Genomic DNA, 21,033 nt, shown 5'->3' with positions numbered 1-21,033 from the left:
GCGTCAGGCCGCTTTTGTGCCCTTTGTTGAACCCTGCAAATAATCGAGCAGTCCGGCCAGTGTCTCGCGCAATTTATGGCGGTGAACCACCATATCGACCATCCCGTGCTTCTTCAGATATTCTGCGCGCTGGAAGCCTTCGGGCAATTTTTCCCGGATAGTATCCTGAATAACGCGCTGTCCGGCGAAACCGATCAATGCGCCCGGTTCGGCAATGTGGATATCGCCCAGCATCGCATAGCTGGCAGTAACGCCGCCGGTGGTCGGATCAGTCAGCACGACGATATAGGGCAGACCGGCCTCTTTCAGGCGGCGAGTCATCACGGTCGCTTTGGGCATTTGCATCAGGCTGAGAATGCCTTCCTGCATCCGCGCGCCGCCAGCAGCGGTTACGACGATATAGGCGCATTTACGGGCCAGAGCGCGCTCCGCCCCTTGGCAAAAAGCGGTGCCGACAGCCATGCCCATCGATCCGCCCATAAATTTGAAGTCCTGCACGCCAACAACCGCATCATGGCCTTCGATCTGGCCTGAACCCACTGAATAGGCATCGCGGTGTGGGTTTTTCGCGCGGGCTTCTTTGAGCCGGTCGGTATATTTTTTGGAATCGCGGAATTTAAGCGGGTCTTCCTTGACCTCTGGCTGTTCCAGCAGATCATATCCGATGTCGAGCAATTGGTTCAGCCGCTCATCCGCGCCAATCCGCCCGTGATAATCGCAGCGCGGGCAAATTTGCTGGTTTTCTTCAAATTCCTTGGCGAACAGCATTTCCTGACAATGCGGGCATTTGACCCACAGATTGTCATTGGTTTCACGCTTGTCACCAAAGGGAAGCGAATTGCGGACGCGGGTAAGCCAGTTCATTGTTGTGTCCTTAGCGCGCGGAATGAACCGCGTTTGCGAGAGCCGAAGTCAGTTCCTTTAACGCAGATGGAGCATTTGCGCCATGCTTGCCGACCAATTCGACAAGAGCGGATCCGACCACCACACCGTCAGCCACTTTGGCAATGGCGCTGGCCTGTTCGGGCGTGCGCACACCAAAGCCAACCGCGATGGGCAGATCGGTAGAGGCTTTCAGCTTGGCCACGGCGTCTTCGATAGAGGCGGTGGCGGCTTGCTGCTTGCCGGTAATTCCGGCGACCGAGACATAATAGACGAAACCGTCCGAGCCTTCCAAAACCTGCGGCAGGCGCTTGGCATCGGTGGTGGGCGTGGCAAGCCGGATCGGCGCAACGCCCTTGGCGCGCAGAGCAGGGCCGAGCGCTTGATCTTCCTCTGGCGGAATATCGACGCAGATAACGCCGTCGACACCGGCTTTCGCGCATTCATCGGCAAACCATTCCGGCCCGCGCCGGATCATCGGATTGGCATAGCCCATCAGGATCAGCGGAACATCGGGATGCCGCAGACGGAATTGCGCAGCGAGAGCGAAAATATCAGCCGTGGTGGTCCGTTTGGCTAGCGCGCGCAGGTTTGCCTCCTGAATAGCCGGGCCATCGGCCATCGGATCGGTGAAGGGCATTCCGAGCTCAATAACATCCGCGCCGCCCTCTATCAGAGCGTCAAGATTGGCCGCCGTGTCCCCGTCACCAGCTGTAACGAAGCAGACGAGAGCGGGTTTGGAAAAGGCGTTGGAGATACGGGTCATATTCTAGATATCCACCCCAAGCGCTTCAGCCACAGTGAAGATGTCTTTGTCACCGCGCCCGCACAAATTGGCCAAGATGATCGCATCATCGGGCATTTCCTTCGCGACTTTTGCCACAGCGGCGATCGCGTGACTGGGCTCCAAAGCAGGAATAATCCCTTCAGTGCGGCAGAGGAGTTGGAAGCCTTCCAGTGCTTCGTCATCGGTAACCGAAGTATAGTCCACCCGGCCGCTTTCTTTCAGCCATGCGTGTTCGGGGCCGATGCCGGGATAATCCAGGCCTGCGCTGATCGAGTGGCCATCGGTAATCTGGCCGTCTTCATCTTGCAGCAGATAGGTCTTGTTGCCATGCAGAACGCCGGGTGCGCCGCCGGTCAGGCTGGCGGCGTGTTCGTCTCCGTCCAGCCCGTGGCCCGCTGCTTCCACGCCGAGCATTTTCACATCGGCATCATCGAGAAACGGGTGGAACAGGCCGAGCGCGTTGGAACCACCGCCAATGCAAGCGACCAGCAGATCGGGCAAACGGCCCGTGCGGTCCAGCATTTGCGCGCGGGCTTCGGTGCCGATCACGCTTTGGAAATCGCGCACCATTTCCGGGTAGGGGTGCGGGCCAGCCGCGGTGCCGATGATGTAGAATGTGTCATGCACATTCGCGACCCAATCGCGCAGGCCTTCATTCATCGCGTCCTTCAGCGTTGCGCCGCCGCTGGTCACGGGGACAACTTCTGCGCCGAGCAATTTCATGCGGAACACGTTGGGCTGCTGCCGGGCAACATCGGTCGCGCCCATATAGATTACGCAGGGCAGGCCAAATCGGGCGCATACGGTGGCAGTGGCGACGCCGTGCTGGCCCGCACCGGTTTCCGCGATAATCCGCGTTTTGCCCATGCGGATCGCGAGCAAAATCTGCCCGATGCAATTGTTGATCTTATGCGCGCCGGTATGGTTGAGCTCGTCCCGCTTGAACCAGATTTGCGCGCCACCGACTGCTTCGGTCAGGCGTTCTGCATGATAGAGCGGCGAAGGGCGGCCTACATAATGCTCAAGCAGGTCGTCGAATTCCGCTTTGTAAGCCGGATCAGCTTGCGCCGCGCGGTACTCTTTCTCCAGATCGAGGATCAGCGGCATCAGTGTTTCGGCAACGTAACGGCCACCATAATCACCAAAATGGCCGCGTTCATCGGGCTGGGTTCTAAAGGAATTAGGGGAAGGCTTGTTCATCGATAATCCTCAGGCGTTGCGGGCCGCATTACAGAAAGCCGCAATCTTTCCAATATCTTTCACACCGGGCGCGCTTTCCACGCCGCTGGATGTATCGACCAGAGGGGCGCCGGTTTGGCGGATCGCATCGGCGACATTGTCGGGTGTTAGCCCGCCGGCAAGTCCCCACGGCATCTGGTGTTCATGATCTGCCATCAGGCTCCAATCGAAACTGGTACCATTCCCGCCGGGCAGGGCAGTCGCAGGCGCATCGAAAAGCAAGCGATCGACTTTCCCCAAAAAGCGTTCTGACTTGGCCAATGTCGGTTTATCTTTGACGCCCAACGCCTTCCACACTTCCATGTTCAGCTTATCGCGTACCAAGCCTGTCCATTCGGGCGTTTCTGACCCGTGAAACTGGATAACTTCAGGCTTGATCGCTTCAATCGCGGCAGAAGTCAGTTCGATCTCTGCATTCACCAGCAGCAGCACGACTTTCGCTCTACCGCGGGCCAGCGCCCGCAATCGCGACGCATCCGCCAAGGAGACATGGCGCGGGCTGGGTTCAAAATGGACCAGGCCGACATGAGTCGCGCCCGCATCCAATGCAGCGGCCATCGTTTCAGCGGTCGAAATCCCGCAAATTTTGATCTGGGTGGTCATCGGGGAAGCCATTACAGCTCTTTAGCGAGTTTCAAAGACCTGGCGATGGCCTCCCGCCCCTCGGGCTGGGAATGGCTCATGACGATGTTGGTCGCGTTTGGAAAGGCGTTGGCAAATTTCCTGACGGAAGAAGCGTAATTATCAAGGTCAGCTTCTGCGAGATTACCCAGCGTTTTGGCACTCGATGCCTTTATCAGACAGCCGCCAAAAGCGATGTCCGTACCTGCTATACCCACGGTAATATTGTCGATTGTGTGGCCGCCGCCCGGGTAATAGATTTTCAGCGGGGCCAACGCTGATGCGGCAGCTCCGCTATGCCATTCTCCTGCATTAAGACTGAAGGCGTTTTTTGCAGGCGTAAGTCCTTTGCTGGGTGCAATTTCATTACTGAGCGCCAGCGCAAAGGTGTCTATGCCGGCCGCGTGGAGCGCGTCCACACCGCCCATTTTGTCCTGATGCGCATGCGTCACCACAGCGGCTTTGATCGGTTTGTTGAGTACCGCGCGCGACCATTCAATGATCGCTTCGGTTTGCTGGTTGGTCCATGCGGTATCGACCAGCAATGATGTGTCGCCATTCACCACAATCAGTCCGTTGCTGGGCACCGCGCCAAAACCAGGCACATCAAGATAGGCTGTGTGCTGCCACACGCCGGGGGCAAGCTCTTCAAAAGATGCTGGCCCGAATTGCTGGGCGCTGGTTCGCTCGCTTTCCTGCTGCGCGATAGAGGGGCGGATTTCTTTATACGTGCACGACGCGCAGCCTGCCATCACCAGCGCGGCTGCGCCAATCCGAAGTACACGCGCCATCATAATGTCGCTTCGATGTCCCGGGCTGCTTGAGCTGGATCGCTGGCGCGGCTGATAGGCCGCCCGATTACCAGCACGCTGGCCCCATCATCACGCGCTTTGCGCGGCGTTACCACCCGCTTTTGATCTCCGACTGCGCTACCCGCGGGACGCAGGCCGGGCACCACGAAGAAGCCGTCTTTCCATTGTTTGTGTGCCGCGCCGACTTCTTGGCCAGAGCAGACAATTCCATCGATGCCGGATGCATGGGCCAATTCGGTAAGGCGCATAACGTGATCATGCGGGGTGCCGCCGATACCTTGTTTGGCAAGGTCACGCTCATCAAGGCTGGTGAGCATGGTGACTGCCACGACTTTGGTGTGTTCCCCCGCCGCTGCTTTGGCATCTTCCAGCATGGCCCGGCCGCCGCTGGCGTGCACTGTCACAATAGCCGGTTCCAGAACATGGATCGCCTGCATCGCGCCAGCGACCGTGTTCGGGATATCATGCAGTTTCAGATCGAGGAAAATGGGCAAGCCAACTTGGGCTATTTCATGAACGCCATGCGAACCGTGGGCGCAGAAAAATTCGAGACCCAATTTCAACCCGCCCACATGGCCTTTGACTTTCTCGGCCAATGCTTTCGCGGCATCCAATTGCGGCACATCTAACGCGAGATAGACTGGGTTGCTCATAGTGTTTTGGGCTCGGATTGTTTGACTGATGACAGATCACCGGCAGGCGTGGGCACTGGTTTGGAACTGACGACACCGGCGGCACTGGCTGATGGAGTTATTGCTGCTGCTTTAGCCGCGTTTTCCAGTGTCTTGATCCGCCGGTTCAAGCGCCATTTTGTACCGCGATGCAGCAGCCATGTTGGTACCATGCCGAACAGAAAGGCGATAATCACCAGCGCCGGAACCTTCGTCTCGACGATCAAATTGTCCCAAATGGTAACTTCCACTGGTGTCCAGTTGAAGAACGAAAATGCCAATAGGCAGACGAACAACAAAACCCAGAAGATGGTGCGGATAACCTGCATTATGCTACTCCGAAAACTGATCTAGGGTTCTACGCCGCTTGCCGGGCAAAGTGAAGGGCTGGACCAAACGAGCGGCTGGGGAACTCGCTGCCCCCCTTGCCACCTTAGGCCGGTATGACCTCAACCAAATACCCGGTCAAAAATGTGATCGACCTGCTTGTAATGATAATCGAGATCGAACTTTGCTTCGATTTCTGCATCGGAAAGCGCCGCTGTGACTTCGCTATCGGCTTTCAGCAGATCGAGCAGCGACATGGCGCCATCCGATTCCCACACTTTCATCGCGTTGCGCTGTACCAAACGATATGCATCTTCGCGGCTCACGCCTGCTTGAGTCAGTGCCAACAGCACGCGCTGCGAATGGATCAGGCCGCCCATGCGGTCCATATTCCTCTGCATCCGCTCTGGATAGATCAGCAGTTTATCGATCACGCCTGTCAACCGGCCCAGCGCAAAGTCGAGCGTAATGGTCGCATCTGGCCCAATGAAGCGCTCTACCGATGAGTGGGAAATATCCCGCTCATGCCACAAAGCCACGTTTTCAAGCGCTGGCATCGCATATCCGCGGATCATCCGCGCCTGGCCGGTCAGGTTTTCAGTCAGGATCGGATTGCGCTTATGCGGCATCGCGCTCGACCCTTTTTGACCGGGCGAGAAATATTCTTCAGCTTCCAGCACTTCAGTACGCTGCAAATGCCGAACTTCGACCGCAACCCGTTCAATAGAACCAGCGATTACTGCTAGGACAGAGAAGAACATGGCGTGCCGGTCACGCGGAATGACTTGAGTAGAGATTGGCTCGATTTCCAAACCGAGCTTGTCGGCCACATGGGCCTCAACGCTGGGGTCGATATTGGCGAAAGTTCCGACTGCACCTGAAATTGCACAGGTTGCGATTTCTTTGCGGGCCGCGATCAGGCGCGTCTTGCAACGGTCAAATTCGGCATAGGCTTGTGCGAGTTTGAGGCCGAACGTCACAGGCTCTGCGTGGATACCGTGACTACGCCCGATTGTCGGGGTGTATTTGTGTTCTTCCGCACGCCTTTTGATCGCGGCTAGCAATAGATCCAAATCTTCCAGCAGAATATCCGCAGATCGGGCGAGCTGAACCGCCAGAGTTGTATCGAGCACATCTGAACTCGTCATGCCCTGGTGCATAAAGCGGGCCTCGTCACCGACTTGCTCTGCAACCCAAGTCAGAAACGCGATCACATCATGTTTAGTGACTGCTTCAATGGCATCGATTGCCGGAACATCAATTTCGGGCTCTGTCGCCCACCAGTCCCACAAAGCCTTGGCAGCGCTTTTCGGCACTACACCCAGTTCGCCCAGTTTTTCTGTCGCATGGGCTTCGATTTCAAACCAGATGCGAAAGCGTGCCTCCGGTTCCCAAATGGCGGACATTGCGGGGCGGGCATAACGCGGGACCATAGTAACTCCGTAACAGGCGAATCTTAGAGGATGTGCTGGGGCAGCGGCTAAGCGGGCAACGGTGTGTTGGCAAGTGGCGCGCCAAGACTATCGGGTAAAGCGTTTGTCAGCCACGATTTTCATAGCGTGTCAGCAGAAAGAATAGCGGGTGGTTCCGATTGCATTGGCCGTGCCAATCTGTACGCTACCCATACGCCATTCAAACAGGGACTTTTATGTATAAATTCAGCGGTATCAGTGCCTTTGCACTGGTAGCAATTTCTGCCCCGGCATATGCGGGCGAGGAAGTCCAATATGAAGCTACGCCGGACTGGGTGGTAGAAGCTACTATTGATCCCGCAACAATTGATAGCGGCCCGTCTGACATTTTGTATGATTGGCAACACCGGTTGGATGGCGGCATGGTCCATGAATATGGTGATCGTGTTGTGCGGATTGATAATCCGACTTCTTTGCGTGACGAGGGCACTCTTCAATACACTTGGGCTCCGGACAAAGGGGACCTTTTCATCCACCGCTTTGAAATTTTGCGGGAAGGCGAAATTATCGATCTTGCTGCCCAAGGGGTAGAATTTGATATCATCCGGCGGGAAAAAGGGCTGGAGAGCAGGCTGCTCGATGGCAGGTTAACTGCGACAGTGGCTGTGCCCGGTCTGCAGGAAGGAGACGTGTTGCGCGTCGCCCACAGCATTACTTTGTCGGACCAAGCTTTGGGCGAAGAAGTCCAGGCCCTGCAATATTTGCCCTCAGAACCGTGGAGGGTGGGGCAGGCCCGCGCGATTATGAGCTGGCCGGTGGGATCCGACATCGCGTTTCGGGCGGAGGCGGCCGTTATTCTGCCCGATCCCGTCGTGCGGGATGGCTACAATTTTCTGAATGTTGAACTACCGCTGGCCGAACGGGATGATATGCCCGGCGATGCACCATCCCGGTTCAGCCGGCCCTATGTGCTGCGCGCAGGCAGCTTTGAAAGCTGGCAAGAGCTTTCAATGGTTATGGAGCCGCATTTTACCCAAGCAGCCACTATAGTGCCGGGTGGCAAATTGTCAGCAGAAGCGGCCACGATCGCTGCCGCGACCGACGATCCGCTTGAACGGACGGCTTTGGCTGTTCGGCTGGTGCAGGACCAGGTCAGTTATCTTCTCAACGGATTGGATGGCGGAAACTATCTTCCCCAAACGACGGAGGAAACATGGGAAAAACGGTATGGTGATTGCAAAGCCAAATCGGTTCTTCTGATGGCTGTCCTTCGCCAATTGGGGGTCGAGGCGGATGTTGTGCTCGTCGCCTCCGAAGGCGGTGATGCGCTGCCTGATTTATTGCCTATGCCCGCCAATTTCGATCACATGATTGTCAAAGCGAGCATCGACGGGGTCGATTATTGGCTCGACGGGACAAGTACCGCCACGCGTCTGAACAATTTAGCCAATGTTCCGCCGTTTCATTATGCGCTGACGCTCAGTCCAGAAGGTGCTGATCTGGCGAAGATGGAGCAGCGTCCCCGTGCATTCCCGGATATGTCCGCCGATGTAGTCTTTGATCACACCGCTGGTATCGACCTGCCGGCGCTGTTCAGCATGGCAATCAGTATATCAGGCGCTCAGGGTACTGGCATTCAGGCCGCTGTCGATGAAGGTGATCCGGAAGTCATTAAAGGGATCGGAGAAAGCTTCGGCGAGAGCAGCGAATTGGGCGCACAAGTGACGTCGGTTTCTTTGTCGTATGATGAAGAGGAGGCTGTCGGCACCATCATTGTCAAAGGTGTATCAAGTTCGATGTTCGAGTTTGAACGCGGCGAGATGACATTGGATGTCGCATCTGCGGATGACGTATCGTTCGCGCCCAACAGGGTTCAACGCAAATGGCGTGGGATACCGGTGGCGACCGATGGTTCGTACCGGGAGCATAGCAACACTCGTGTTCTTTTGCCCCAGAACGGCCAAGGTTTCACCTTTTCCGGTGTCGAGCAATTCAATGACAGTTTTGCGACCACTCGGTTGTTGCGCAACGCCAACTTGTTGGACGGTGAGATCAGGGTCGAAGAACAAACTATTCGGCAATTGGGTGAAATTGCGGTGGGAGACTTGGCTGTACACCGCCGTGCAGCCTTGCGGATTTCCAAATCGGATCTGACGCTCAACGCGCCGGATGATGCCGTTTGGCGGTGGGATTTGAGCACAGCAGATCTTCGGAAAAGAACCAAGGCGGCACAAGATGCCTATACTGTTGCCGTCGAGAAAGCAGATGAGGATGATTTTTCGGCATTAAAATCGCGCGCAAATTTTTTCCGCGTGGTGTTCGATTATGACAATGCGCTTCGTGACCTGGACCAGATTATTGAAGAAAAACCGACAGCGAACTTGTTCCTGTCCCGTGCTAATGTCCTGATTGCTCTGGACGATCTCAGCGGAGCGATTGCGAATATCCAATCGGCCTATGAACTTTCCCCAACGAATGACACGGCCTATTTCCAAGCAGAAATAATGGCCCGCAACGGGGATAGTGACGGGGCGTTAGAATTGCTGGAATTGCTGCCTGTTTCGGAAGATGAACGTAACGGGTTTGTGGACGCCCAATCCTTTGTTCTGGGGCTCGCTGGTGATTTGGATATGGGCTTGGCGATGCTGGAAGAGCGGCTGATTGAGAAACCCGAAAGCTCAATCCTGCTCAACGCCAGTTGCTGGTACAGGGGCATCTTTAGAACGGGTTTGGATGATGCCATGTCGCATTGCAATCGGGCGCTTGAAAGAACCCAATATCCAGCATCTTTGTTGGATAGCCGCGCGATGGTTCATTACGCCAAAGGCGATTATGATGCTGCGCTCGTTGATTTGGAATCTGCGCTAAAGCTCGCACCGGGGATGTCGGCCTCGCGCTATTTACGAGGCGTTATCTTGATGGAACGCGGGGACAAAGAAGGGCGAAAATTGGTAGAATCGGCGCTGCGCCAGTCGCCGCAATTGCAACGATACTATACCAATTTTGGGATAAATCCGGACCTTTGACAGTCGCACGGCCAGAGCCGTTTAAATCAGGCCTTTCGCTCGCAAAGACACATGGCCGTCGCGCCCGATGATAACATGATCATGGACCACGATCCCCAGAAGCCTGCCGGCTTCTGCAATGCGGTTCGTGATCTGAATATCAGCGCGGCTGGGCTCCGGATTGCCGCTGGGATGGTTGTGGACGAGGATCAGCGCTGTGGCTCCTATATCCAATCCTTGCCGGATGACTTCGCGCGGGTGGATTGCTGCCTCGTCGATCGAACCGTCGCCAACGTGATGGTCCAGGATCAGCTTGTTTTGGGTGTTGAGATACAGAACCCGAACACGCTCGACCGTTAGATGGGCCATGTCGATGGTTAGGTAATCGAGCAGCGCTTGCCAGCTTCCCAAAACCGGCTTTTGATTGATCTCACCGCGCGCCATACGCCGTGCGGCCAAGGCGACGCTTTTGAGCGCCGCCGCGCTCGTCTCGCCAACACCTTTCACGCTCTGGAGCGCTTTAGCATCCGCATTTAGCACTGCTGCTAAAGATCCAAACCGGTCAATCAACGCCTTTGCCACCGGCTTCGTATCGCCCTGTTTTATTGCGGCGAACAGAAGATATTCCAGCACTTCATAATCAGCCAGCGCCTCTGCCCCGCCGTCGAGCAATCGTGTGCGCAAACGGGACCGGTGGCCTGTCCCGCTATGTTTCGTTGCTGTTTCACGTGTCTCGGGCACAATTTATCCTGTTTGGGCAGCGACCACGCATTGCCTTTATTGGCTGTACCGCGCAAATAAGCCGCAATGCCAGCTTCATCCGACATTGACGGCGATATCGCAACAGAAAGCGTGCGCCCGAAAAAGCGCAAGTTGCTGCGGCGATTGGCATTTCTGCTGCTCGGCTTCGTGATTGGCGCCGCCTTGCTGGGGTGGTTCACTCGCGAGGACATAGCCCGCGATCTGATTGGTGATGAACTGGCGAAGCTCGATCTTCCCGCTTCCTACGATGTCGAACAAATTTCTGCTGACCGCCAGGTTTTGACCAATATCGTGGTTGGCGATCCATCCGATCCGGATTTGACAATTGAAAAGGTCGAGGTCGAGCTTGTCTATGGGTTTGGGGCGCCTGAACTGGGTAAGATCGTTCTCACAAAGCCCCGGCTTTACGGAACCTACTCCGACGGTCAGATGAGCTTTGGCAGCCTTGACCCTGTTCTATTTGCGGAGAGCGACGCACCGCCCGGCTTGCCGGATCTTGATGCGACAGTGATTGATGGACGCGGCCTGCTGGATACCGATTTTGGCCGGATCGGCTGGAAAGTTGACGGGGCTGGTGGGCTGGATGATGGCTTTGCAGGTATAGCAGCGGTGACTGCGCCAGAAGTCCAAATCTCTGGTTGTTCTGCAGGGACTGCCACTCTTTACGGGCAATTATCGACAGCAGACGGTGCGCTATCACTGGATGGTCCTGTCAGGCTTCGGGAACTTAATTGCCGCGATGCGGGTGTTCGGGCCGATACAGCAGACGCGTCGATTGATCTGACGGTCGATCCGACTTTTGCGCAGGTCGAATTGGCGGCATCGCTTGAGACCGGCGCTTTTTCCGTAGCAGACGCATTGGGCGATTCTATTGCTGGCCCGGTAAAGTTGACCGCAAGTTCTGAAACGATGACTGCATCGTTTGATTTGCAAGCGGCCCGGCTCAGCGTTCGGCAAGCGCGCATCGGGAGTTTCGCGGTCGATGGTACGGCCCGGTTGCGCGACGGGTATCGCAGCGCAGAAGTCGAAGCGAACCTGGCCGCCGCAGCTATTGATGTTGGGCCTGCGATCTCTGGCCTTTTGGGGGGCTATTCTGCGCCAGTGGCCGGTACATTGCTTGAACCGCTATTGGCAAAGTTCGATACCGCGCAGCGCGCCCAATTGCGCGGTGCCAGTTTCACCGGTCTGCTGAATGCACGAAATGATCAAGGCGGCCTCAGTCTGGTGATGCCGCAGGGGGCTGTGCGCAATGATCGCGGGGGCGACGTGCTCTCCCTCTCCAGAATCGAATATCGCCAAGCGTCTGGCCGCGAGGCACGCGTATCTGGCAATTTCCGGATGGGCGGTGGCGGCTTGCCCGCTATCGCTGGCCGGATGGAACAGCACGGCAGCGATAGCTCGATCTTCCGTTTAAAAATGCAGCGTTACGCCGCCGGTGAAAACTGGATCGAGTTGCCCGAACTTCTGGTTGAACAAAGCAAAGGTGCTGTGCGCTTTGATGGCGCGATATTGGCCAATGGCATTCTACCGGGCGGGGCGGCGCGCAATTTAACCGTGCCGCTGCAAGGCAGTTGGGCATATGCCAATGGGTTAAGCCTCTGGCGATCCTGCACTTCGGTGTCATTCGATTCGCTCAGTTTCGCCAGTTTGGACTTAGCCAGCCGAGGCCTGACGCTGTGCCCTCCGCCCGGCGGTGCTATCGTGAGGCAAGATGCGCAGGGATTGCGGATTGCGGCCGGAACATCATCGCTGGTCCTTAATGGCAAACTGGCCGATACCGATATTGCGATGTCGAGTGGACCGGTTGGTATCGCCTATCCCGGAATTGCCAAGGCCAAGGCTGTCGAAGTTGTTCTGGGTCCAGCAGCTGAAGCAAACCGGTTCGCTGTGACCGATCTAACGGCGAACTTTAGGGATACCATCTCGGGCAGTTTCACAGATGCAGATATCCAGCTATTCGCTGTCCCGCTCGATATTAGCGAGACGGCGGGGGAGTGGGCCTATGCCGATGATGTTCTGACAATTTCTGACGCAGCTTTCACGATAACTGACCGGAATGAATTTGCCCGCTTTGAACCTCTGTCGGTGCAAGGAGGGTCGCTCACACTATTTGATAATATGATAAACGCTGACGCTACCCTGCGCCATCCCGCCAGCCAGCGGGAAATCAGCAGGGTTGATATCCGGCATGATCTGGGATCAGCAGTGGGGTTTGCGAACATCAACGTCGATCGTTTGCAGTTCGACGAAGGGCTGCAACCCGATCAACTGACAGATCTGGCATTGGGTGTTGTCGCAAATGTCAGCGGCGCAGTGGCCGGGAAGGGGCGCATCGATTGGAATCCCGAAGATGTGTCGAGCTTTGGCAGGTTTTTCTCCGACGCGCTTGATTTTGCAGCGGTTTTTGGCCCGGTTAAGGGCGCTCGAGGAGAGGTCGAGTTCACTGATTTGCTCAGTCTGACAACAGCGCCCAATCAGCAAATTTTTATTGCATCGATCAATCCGGGTATTGAAGCACGAGACGGTATCATCGGGTTTTCTTTGAATGATGGCCAGTTTCTGGGAGTCACCGGCGGGTCATGGCCCTTTATGGGCGGCACGCTGAAATTGAGGCCCACACAGCTGAATTTGGCGGCCGCGGAAGAGCGCCGCTATATTTTGGAAGTCGACGCGCTCGATGCTGCATTGTTTGTCGAGGATCTGGAGCTTGGGAATTTGTCGGCGACCGGTATTTTCGACGGCTCGCTCCAAATCGTGTTTGACGAGCTGGGCTTCGGCAAGATTGAAAGCGGTGTTCTGCAATCGCGGGCGCCTGGCGGCACGGTCTCTTATGTTGGCGAGCTGACCTATGAGGATCTATCGCCGATTGCGAACTACGCGTTTAAGACGCTGCGCAGCCTCGATTACGAAACCATGCAGATCGGTATGGAAGGTGCACTGACGGGCGACATTGTTACGCGCGTGCGTTTTGATGGTGTGAAACAAGGTAAGGGCACTGAGCAGAACTTTATTACCCGGCAGATTGCTGACTTGCCGATTCGGCTCAATGTGAACATTCGGGCGCCATTTTATAAATTGTTGGGCACGTATCAGTCGATTTATGATCCATCGACCCAGCGCGACCCGCGCGATCTGGGGCTGGTCGGCCCAGACGGTAACCCGATTGCTGCGCCGCAAGAACCGGCGCCGGCCGATCCATCTAATCCCAACATCCCGTCTTCACCCGACATCATCGACCAAACCAATGCTGTACGGCCCAGTGAACCGTCCATTCAGACTTCAGACAGTGAGATAATGCCATGAGGGGTACCAGATTGACCTATGCCAAACCGGATGCGACAAGAATCGCAATGATAGGGGCAGGCCGCATGGACTATAGGAAGATCGCTACTGCGACGGCATTGGTTGCCGGTTTGAGCGCGCTGGGCGGGTGTATCAATGTGAATGCACCCAGCGAACCCATCGTTATCGAATTGAACATCAATATTACGCAGGAAGTGATTTACCGGCTCGCAGAGGATGCGGGCAATACGATTGATGAGAACGCAGATATCTTCTGAAGATATTTGTGAAAAAGGACGTAATGATGAAGAAGCCAATTTTGATTGCAACCGCTGCCGCTCTGGCGCTGACTGGTATTGCTGGGACTGCCTATGCGCAGCGTGACCCGGCCTATGCTGCGGCGCGGTCTGCGGGCCAAGTTGGCGAGAAGATGGATGGCTATCTCGCCGTGGTCGGAGCGTCCAACGCGAATCTCGATCGCTTGGTGAAGCAGATCAATATCAAACGCCGGGCTGTTTATACCCAGCGCGCGAGTGCCGAGGGTGCCACCGTTGAAGAATACGCCTTCACCTCTGGTTGTATCGCGATTTCGCGAACTGTACCTGGTGAAAAATATCAAGCGCCCGACGGTAGCTGGCAAACGCGGACAAGCTCTCCGCCGCTGCGCGACGGCCGTTGTGCAGGCGTGTAACGCGTCTTCGCCATTGAATGCTTACAAAAATTGCTGATAATTTCGCAGTTGCAGCATCACACTAGTTGACTTGAAAACGCCCCCTGCCTAAAGGGGCCTCGCCCTCGGCGGGCAGCTTATTTGCCCGTGCCGCTGACCCCTATTAAGGAGCACCCTGATGGAGGAAAACGGCATGAGCGACGAGAAGCCCGCACGGGAACCCATCGCCGAGGATGCGCGCATTGATGCGCTCGAAGCGCGGCTTAAAGCTGCACGAGAGCGTGAAGAAGTACGCAACCGGCCGCAAGTATCTGGGACTGATGCGAATTATCGCAGCGGAAACAGGGTATTGGCGGATTTACTTGGTGGGCTTCTCGGTGGAACGGTTATTGGCGGAACGATTGATTACTTTGCCGGTACATCACCCTGGGGTCTGTTGGTCGGTCTGTTCCTCGGAATAGGCGTGGCTTTCAGGAACATTTTCCGAATGGCGAACACGCAGTCGGGTGATCCACCGCAAGGTGAATAAACCGAAGGCGATTGTTCTTTACGCGCAGGGACGTTTCAGACGTGGCAGCCGAAGAAGGCAAAGTCGATCCGATGCACCAGTTCACCATTGAACCCTTGATGGGTTCTGGTGGTTGGGAACTCGCAGGATTCAACATCGCGTTTACGAACAGCGCGTTGTGGATGGCAATTACAACCGTTTTGCTGACGTTATTTGTCGCAGGCGGCATGAAGCGAGAGCTCGTGCCTGGCCGCTGGCAAATGATGGTTGAATCCGCAACCGGCTTCATCGACGATATGCTGGAAGCAAATATTGGCAAAGAGGGGCGCAAATATGTACCCTACATCTTTAGCCTGTTCATGTTCATCCTGTTCGCCAACCTGTTGGGCCTGCTGCCCATCGGAATTGTGGGTCTTCACCCATTCACCTTTACAAGCCACTTCACAGTCACCGGCGTTCTCGCGATTATCAGCTTCGCGATTGTTCTGATTGTTGGCTTTTGGAAGCATGGTTTCCACTTTTTCAGCCTGTTCGTGCCGCACGGTACGCCGCTGCCGATGATTCCGATCATCTTCCCGATCGAATTGATTTCGTTCTTGGTGCGCCCATTCAGTCTTGCGCTGCGTTTGTTTGTCGCGATGATGGCGGGCCACGTGCTGTTGAAAGTCCTGTCGAGCTTCGTTATCGACGGCACCAATGCCGGGCCAGAGTTTGCTGCTCTCGTCGGCATCCCCAGTTTCATCTTGATGATCGGCATTAGCGCCTTGGAAATCTTGGTCGCCGGCATTCAGGCCTATGTTTTTGCTTTGTTGACGTCCTTGTACATCAACGATGCTGAGAATCTTCACTAAGTTACTGATCAACATTTAGAATTTTCGTAAGGAGTTATTACAATGGACGCAGAAGCAGCAAAGCTCATCGGCGCGGGTCTGGCAGCTATCGGTGCTGGTATGGCCGCTATCGGTGTGGGTAACGTATTTGGTTCGTTCCTTGAGAGCGCACTTCGCAACCCAGGCGCAGCTGATGGTCAGCAAGGACGTTTGTTCATCGGCTTCGCGGCTGCTGAGCTTCTCGGCCTGCTGTCATTCGTTGTTGCGATGATCCTGATCTTCGTAGCCTAATTTTTTTGCAGCGGGGCCGGTTTTCTGGCCCCGCTACATATTCTTTGTCCGCTTAAACGCCGGGATCCGATCCTATGCCTCAGATAGCTCAGATAATGGAAACCTATTCCAGCCAGATATTCTGGTTGCTGGTGACCTTTGGGTTTGTCTTCTTTGTTGTGGGCCGCGGTATGGTTCCGCGGGTCATGGATACTGTTGCCGAGCGCGACAATCAGATCGCTAGCGATCTGGCTGCCGCCGAAGCGGCACGCGCTCAAGCAGACGATGAAGAAGAGGCTTGGCGCAAGCGCGAGAATGAAAATCGCGCTGCTGCACAGGCGTTGGTGGCTAAGGCTAAGGCTGATGCTGCCGCCAAGAGTGAAAAGAAACTCGCTTCGGCGCAAAAGCGTCTCGATACCAAGCTGGAAACAGCCGCTACCGAGATTGCAGAAGCCCGCACGGCTGCACTGGCAGAGGTTGAAGGCGTTGCTGCTGAGGCTGCACAGGATATCGTCAAGCAATTGGCAGGTGTCAAAGTAACCGCAGCCGTGGCGAAGACTGCTGTAAAGAAAGCTATGACCAATGCATAACACGCTATTGATCCTCGCTTCTGGGGCAGACGGAGAGGCCGTAGGTCCGACCCTGTGGGGTATGGAGCCGTATCAGGTTGTCTCTGTGGCGATGCTGGTGCTGATTTTGGTGATGCTGTGGAAGAAAGTTCCGGGCATGATCACAGGCGGCCTCGATGCCAAAATCGCTGCCATTCGCGAGCAATTGGACGAAGCCAAAAAGCTGCGCGCAGAGGCAGAAGCTTTGCGCAATGAATATGCCGCCAAAATTGCGAATGCTGAAAAAGACGCGAGTGCAATGCTCGATAACGCTCAAAAAGAAGCTGACGCGATTGTCGTGAAAGCGGAAGAAGACAGCAAAGTGATGGTCGCGCGCCGCAAACAAATGGCGGAAGATAAAATCGCTGCCGCTGAACGCGATGCTGTTGACGAAGTTCGTGCTGCTGCGGCATCGGCCGCTACGATTGCCGCACAAGAGCTGATTGCTAAGAAGCATGACGCGAGCGCTGATGGCAAGCTGGCTGATCAGGTGATTGCCGGCATCTAAGCCTTCACAATTTGAACAAGCATAAAGGGCGGCCATAGGGTCGCCCTTTTGCGTTTTGGCAGAGTGCTTGCTTGGCTGAGCTGAACTTAGCTTCCGGGGGTGAGGATGACTTTGCCCACCAGCTCCCGGTGGTCCATTGCCGTAAATGCATCGCGCCACTGGGACAGTGGTATGGTGCGGTCGATTGCAGGGTTGATAGCGCCTTCTTCGGCTAGGGCCGAGACAGCCGCTGCAATCCGTTTTCCGCGTTCCGGGAATTGGCGCGCATATTCCCCCGCGCGTACTCCAACGACAGAAAATCCTTTGATCAACGGGATGTTGGTTGCGATTTCTGCGATCCGGCCACCGGCAAAGCCAACCACGAGCAATTTGCCGCCAAAGGTCACGCAGCGGGTGCTTTCGTCAAACACATCGCCGCCGACAGTATCGAGCACAAGATCGCAGAGCTTCCCGTGTGTAAGATCGTTGATCTGCTCGCGGAAACGCCCGTTGCTTTCAATAGTATGATCAGGGTTATAGAGCGCTGTGATCCGCTCCATTTTGTTTGGTGAACCGGTTGCCGCAATAACCACTGCACCCATGTGTTTCGCCAGATCGATGGCCGCCAACGAGACTCCGCCGCTGGCGCCGTGAACCAGCACAGATTGCCCGGCCTTTAGATCACCCAGTTCGACCAGCGCAGTATAGGCAGTGGTGTAGGCAGCCCCGAGCGCAGCGGCTTGGGCGTAAGTGAGTGCGTCAGGGGCAGGGCGCAGGTTCCGCACAGGAACACTTGCATATTCAGCCATCCCGCCGGTTTTCGCGCCGCCCGTTACGCGTTGCCCGACCGAGAAACCGCTATCCGCGTCCGCCTCGATCACTTCACCAGCCAGCTCCATTCCGGCGATAAACGGCGGTTCCGGCTTAAATTGGTACTCTCCGCGCGTCATGAGGAGATCAGGGAAGTTCAGCGAAGCCGCATGGATGCGGACGAGGACTTCCCCGTCTTTGCGTTGGGGAATTGGAACATCCACCAGACCGCATCCCGAAAGATCAGATGAAAGCGAGCTGACTTGTAGGGCCTTCATCAAGGTCAGAAATTATCCTTACCCGCACGCAGCGCGGCAAAGGTTTCTACCGGTGTTGCGCCGCCCCATTTTGCCATGAGCGCCGGGTCATCGGCCCGCAGGAACGGATTGGTCGCCAATTCGCGTGCAAGGTCGGTTGGCACGGTGGGCGTATCCTCAGCCCGTTTGCGTTCGATCTCAGCCACATATTCGGCAAGGGCCGCATTGTCTGGATCAGCGTGAACCGCAAACTTCGCGTTGGCCTGTGTGTATTCATGCGCGCAATAGAGGATGGTCTGAGGGGGAAGAGCTTTAATCCGCTCCAGACTGCCCCAAAACTGTTCAGGCGTGCCTTCAAACATACGGCCACAGCCCAGCGCGAACACCGCATCACCGACAAAGGCGACGCCAGCTTCCGGAATGTGGAAGGCTATATGCCCATTTGTATGGCCGCTCACATCGATGACGTTTGCTATGAATGCACCCAAAGACACGGTGTCACCATGCGCCACGACCTGATCGGGTTGGGTAATCTGCTTCACTTCCGCAGGTGCGATGACGGTGCATCCCGTCGCTGCTTTAATCGCGTCGTTCCCGCCAGCATGATCAGGGTGCCAATGGGTGTTCCAAATATGGGTGATCTTCCACCCTTTGGCTTTTGCCTGCGCCAGATAAACATCAGCATCGGGAGTATCGATGCAGGTGGTCTGACCGCTGGCAGGGTCGTGAACAAGGAATCCGTAATTGTCGGACAGGCAGGGGAATTGGTGAATCTCTATCATCCAGCCAGTGTAGGACAGTCCCCCAAAGGAAGAAAGGCCCGCTTACTCATTTGAGCAAGCGGGCCTCCTATTCAAACTCTCGTCATCCCCGCGAAAGCGGGGACCCAGAGTTTTAGGTGATTACCTAGCCACCCTAGTTTCCCGCTTTCGCGGGAATGACGGCATGGGTTGTTTAGTCTTCTTTGCCTTTCAGAGCTTCGCCGAGAATATCGCCGAGTGATGCACCGGAATCGGATGAACCGAACTGTTCCACTGCTTCTTTCTCTTCCGAAATCTGACGGGCTTTGATCGAGAAGTTCGGCTTTTTGGACCGGTCGAAACCAGTAACCATTGCGTCGAACTTGTTGCCGGTTTGGAAACGGTCTGGACGCTGCTCGTCACGGTCACGACCGAGATCCGAACGCTTGATGAAGCCGGTAGCACCGTCTTCGCCAGCCTGCACTTCGAGGCCGCCATCGCGAACTTCGAGCACAGTTACCGTCACCACGTCGCCACGCTTCAAACCGCCGCCAGCGGCGCCTTCTGCTGATGGAGCACCTTTTTCAAGTTGCTTCATACCAAGGCTAATGCGCTCTTTATCGGTGTCGACATCAAGAACAACGGCTTGGACTTCTTCACCCTTGCGGTGCAGCGCCAGCGCGTCTTCGCCGGAGATACCCCAAGCGATGTCGGACATGTGAACCATGCCGTCCACGTCGCCTTCGAGGCCGATGAACAGACCGAATTCGGTCGCGTTCTTGACTTCGCCAGTGACAGTGGTGCCAACTGGGTTCTTATCAGCGAATTCTTCCCAAGGATTGCCTTGAGCTTGCTTGAGACCGAGCGAGATGCGGCGCTTTTCCGAATCCACTTCGAGAACCAGAACGTCGACTTCTTGGCTTGTCGAAACGATTTTGCCAGGGTGAACGTTTTTCTTGGTCCAGCTCATTTCAGAAACGTGGACGAGGCCTTCGATGCCAGCTTCCAGTTCAACAAATGCGCCGTATTCAGTGATGTTGGTGACAGTACCGCTCAGTTTCGCACCGATTGGGTATTTCGCGCCAACACCATCCCATGGATCGCTTTCCAGCTGCTTCATACCAAGGCTGATGCGCTGTGTTTCACCGTTAATGCGAACGATCTGTACTTTCACAGACTGGCCGATTTCGATGATTTCGCTTGGGTGGTTAACCCGCTTGTAGCTCATGTCGGTGACGTGGAGCAGGCCGTCAATGCCGCCCAGATCAACGAACGCACCGTAATCGGTGATGTTCTTAACGACGCCTTCGATGACTTGACCTTCAGCCAGTTCACCGATCAGTTCACTGCGTTGTTCAGCGCGTGTTTCTTCAAGGATCGAACGACGCGAAACAACGATATTGCCGCGGCGGCGATCCATTTTCAGGATCTGGAACGGCTGTTCGATATCCATCAACGGTGTAATGTCGCGCACAGGGCGAATGTCGACTTGCGAACCGGGCAGGAAGGCCACAGCGCCGTCGAGGTCGACAGTGAAGCCGCCTTTGACGCGGCCGAAGATACGGCCATTGACGCGGGCGCTTTCGCCGAATTCGTTTTCGAGCTTGTCCCAAGCAGCTTCGCGGCGTGCGCGGTCGCGGGACAGCATGGCTTCGCCATCGGAGTTTTCAACGCGATCAACATAGACTTCGACTTCGTCGCCGACTGTCAGGCCGTGGCCTTCATCGCCACGTGCAAATTCTTTAAGATCAATGCGGCCTTCGCTTTTGAGGCCGACGTCGACAACGGCTTTACCGTTTTCGATTGCTGTAACAGTGCCTTTAACGACGCGGCCTTCAAAACCGCCATCTTCTGCACCGCCAAGTTGTTCATTGAGAAGCGCTTCAAAATCCGAGCGCGTAGGGTTGGCTGAAGTTGCCATAAGTTAGGAGTATCCTAATATGTAATTTTACCGGCCGCCGAGTTGTTTCCCGGGGTCTTTTCTCCGCGTTGGCGGGATTGCCATTGCGGGCCAAGAGGGCCGAAACTCTCCATCGTGCCGAATGCCGCGATA

21 protein-coding genes are annotated in these 21,033 nt (G+C 55.8%); 9 read left to right on the top strand and 12 right to left on the bottom strand.

From position 1 onward, the window contains the following. Positions 1–3: 3 nt before the first annotated feature. From accD to purB, 8 genes are all read right to left on the bottom strand, one after another. The gene (gene accD, locus HKD42_RS06360) at positions 4–864 is read right to left on the bottom strand and encodes an acetyl-CoA carboxylase, carboxyltransferase subunit beta (RefSeq protein WP_170011351.1); all 861 of its coding nucleotides are present in this window, start codon (positions 862–864) and stop codon (positions 4–6) included. A gap of 10 nt (positions 865–874) precedes the next feature. Further along, entirely contained in the window at positions 875–1,648 is a 774-nt protein-coding gene (trpA, locus tag HKD42_RS06355; RefSeq protein ID WP_170011349.1) for a tryptophan synthase subunit alpha, read from the bottom strand. Between the two features lie 3 nt (positions 1,649–1,651). Beyond that, positions 1,652–2,869 carry a tryptophan synthase subunit beta gene (trpB, locus tag HKD42_RS06350; protein ID WP_170011347.1) on the bottom strand — a complete coding sequence of 406 codons (1,218 nt, stop codon included), beginning with the start codon at positions 2,867–2,869 and terminating at the stop codon, positions 1,652–1,654. 9 nt (positions 2,870–2,878) lie between these two features. Beyond that, positions 2,879–3,511 (bottom strand): phosphoribosylanthranilate isomerase, encoded by a 633-nt coding sequence (locus tag HKD42_RS06345; protein ID WP_170011345.1) that lies wholly within the window; start codon positions 3,509–3,511, stop codon positions 2,879–2,881. Positions 3,512–3,522: 11 nt separating this feature from the next. Next, positions 3,523–4,323: a subclass B1 metallo-beta-lactamase gene (gene bla / locus HKD42_RS06340; RefSeq protein ID WP_170011343.1), complete on the bottom strand. Its 801-nt coding sequence runs from the start codon at positions 4,321–4,323 to the stop codon at positions 3,523–3,525. After that, positions 4,320–4,994 carry an orotidine-5'-phosphate decarboxylase gene (pyrF, locus tag HKD42_RS06335; RefSeq protein WP_170011342.1) on the bottom strand — a complete coding sequence of 225 codons (675 nt, stop codon included), beginning with the start codon at positions 4,992–4,994 and terminating at the stop codon, positions 4,320–4,322. The genes bla and pyrF overlap by 4 nt, the downstream gene beginning before the upstream one ends. Beyond that, entirely contained in the window at positions 4,991–5,341 is a 351-nt protein-coding gene (locus HKD42_RS06330; protein WP_170011340.1) for a lipopolysaccharide assembly protein LapA domain-containing protein, read from the bottom strand. Before HKD42_RS06330 ends, pyrF begins: the two co-directional genes overlap by 4 nt. Before the next feature lie 120 nt (positions 5,342–5,461). Beyond that, positions 5,462–6,772, bottom strand: a complete 1,311-nt coding sequence (gene purB / locus HKD42_RS06325; protein WP_170011338.1) for an adenylosuccinate lyase — start codon at positions 6,770–6,772, stop codon at positions 5,462–5,464. 215 nt (positions 6,773–6,987) lie between these two features. Here purB and HKD42_RS06320 point away from each other — a divergent pair, with 215 nt between their 5' ends. Beyond that, positions 6,988–9,777 carry a DUF3857 domain-containing protein gene (locus tag HKD42_RS06320; RefSeq protein ID WP_170011336.1) on the top strand — a complete coding sequence of 930 codons (2,790 nt, stop codon included), beginning with the start codon at positions 6,988–6,990 and terminating at the stop codon, positions 9,775–9,777. 21 nt (positions 9,778–9,798) lie between these two features. Here the strand turns inward: HKD42_RS06320 and radC are convergent, their stop codons facing one another. Further along, the gene (gene radC, locus HKD42_RS06315) at positions 9,799–10,497 is read right to left on the bottom strand and encodes a RadC family protein (RefSeq protein WP_170011334.1); all 699 of its coding nucleotides are present in this window, start codon (positions 10,495–10,497) and stop codon (positions 9,799–9,801) included. Positions 10,498–10,563: 66 nt separating this feature from the next. Here radC and HKD42_RS06310 point away from each other — a divergent pair, with 66 nt between their 5' ends. The 8 genes from HKD42_RS06310 (at position 10,564) to HKD42_RS06275 (ending at position 17,194) form a co-directional block, all read left to right on the top strand. Beyond that, positions 10,564–13,821, top strand: coding sequence for an intermembrane phospholipid transport protein YdbH family protein (locus tag HKD42_RS06310; protein WP_170011332.1), 3,258 nt, complete (start codon positions 10,564–10,566; stop codon positions 13,819–13,821). 65 nt (positions 13,822–13,886) lie between these two features. Further along, on the top strand, positions 13,887–14,078 hold the full coding sequence (locus HKD42_RS06305; RefSeq protein ID WP_246236772.1) for a YnbE family lipoprotein: 192 nt from the start codon (positions 13,887–13,889) through the stop codon (positions 14,076–14,078). Between the two features lie 26 nt (positions 14,079–14,104). Then, positions 14,105–14,491, top strand: coding sequence for a YdbL family probable chaperone protein (locus HKD42_RS06300; RefSeq protein WP_170012170.1), 387 nt, complete (start codon positions 14,105–14,107; stop codon positions 14,489–14,491). Between the two features lie 172 nt (positions 14,492–14,663). Further along, positions 14,664–14,999: an AtpZ/AtpI family protein gene (locus tag HKD42_RS06295; RefSeq protein ID WP_170011328.1), complete on the top strand. Its 336-nt coding sequence runs from the start codon at positions 14,664–14,666 to the stop codon at positions 14,997–14,999. Between the two features lie 71 nt (positions 15,000–15,070). Then, the gene (locus HKD42_RS06290) at positions 15,071–15,829 is read left to right on the top strand and encodes a F0F1 ATP synthase subunit A (RefSeq protein WP_170012168.1); all 759 of its coding nucleotides are present in this window, start codon (positions 15,071–15,073) and stop codon (positions 15,827–15,829) included. A gap of 42 nt (positions 15,830–15,871) precedes the next feature. Further along, positions 15,872–16,099 carry a F0F1 ATP synthase subunit C gene (locus tag HKD42_RS06285; protein WP_160597915.1) on the top strand — a complete coding sequence of 76 codons (228 nt, stop codon included), beginning with the start codon at positions 15,872–15,874 and terminating at the stop codon, positions 16,097–16,099. A gap of 74 nt (positions 16,100–16,173) precedes the next feature. Next, on the top strand, positions 16,174–16,668 hold the full coding sequence (locus HKD42_RS06280) for a F0F1 ATP synthase subunit B family protein (RefSeq protein ID WP_170011326.1): 495 nt from the start codon (positions 16,174–16,176) through the stop codon (positions 16,666–16,668). Beyond that, the gene (locus HKD42_RS06275) at positions 16,661–17,194 is read left to right on the top strand and encodes a F0F1 ATP synthase subunit B family protein (RefSeq protein WP_170011324.1); all 534 of its coding nucleotides are present in this window, start codon (positions 16,661–16,663) and stop codon (positions 17,192–17,194) included. Before HKD42_RS06280 ends, HKD42_RS06275 begins: the two co-directional genes overlap by 8 nt. 86 nt (positions 17,195–17,280) lie before the next feature. Here the strand turns inward: HKD42_RS06275 and HKD42_RS06270 are convergent, their stop codons facing one another. From HKD42_RS06270 to rpsA, 3 genes are all read right to left on the bottom strand, one after another. After that, complete coding sequence (locus HKD42_RS06270; protein WP_170011322.1) at positions 17,281–18,261, bottom strand: NADPH:quinone oxidoreductase family protein; 981 nt, start codon at positions 18,259–18,261, stop codon at positions 17,281–17,283. Positions 18,262–18,266: 5 nt separating this feature from the next. Further along, entirely contained in the window at positions 18,267–19,022 is a 756-nt protein-coding gene (gloB, locus tag HKD42_RS06265) for a hydroxyacylglutathione hydrolase (protein ID WP_170011320.1), read from the bottom strand. 172 nt (positions 19,023–19,194) lie between these two features. Further along, a complete protein-coding gene (gene rpsA, locus HKD42_RS06260) occupies positions 19,195–20,901 on the bottom strand; it encodes a 30S ribosomal protein S1 (protein ID WP_170011318.1) in 1,707 nt (568 codons plus the stop codon). Between the last annotated feature and the right edge of the window lie 132 nt (positions 20,902–21,033).

Source organism: Pontixanthobacter rizhaonensis (assembly GCF_012972675.1).
In the GTDB taxonomy this organism is placed as follows: domain Bacteria; phylum Pseudomonadota; class Alphaproteobacteria; order Sphingomonadales; family Sphingomonadaceae; genus Pontixanthobacter; species Pontixanthobacter rizhaonensis.
This window is presented reverse-complemented; position numbering and strand designations above follow the sequence as displayed.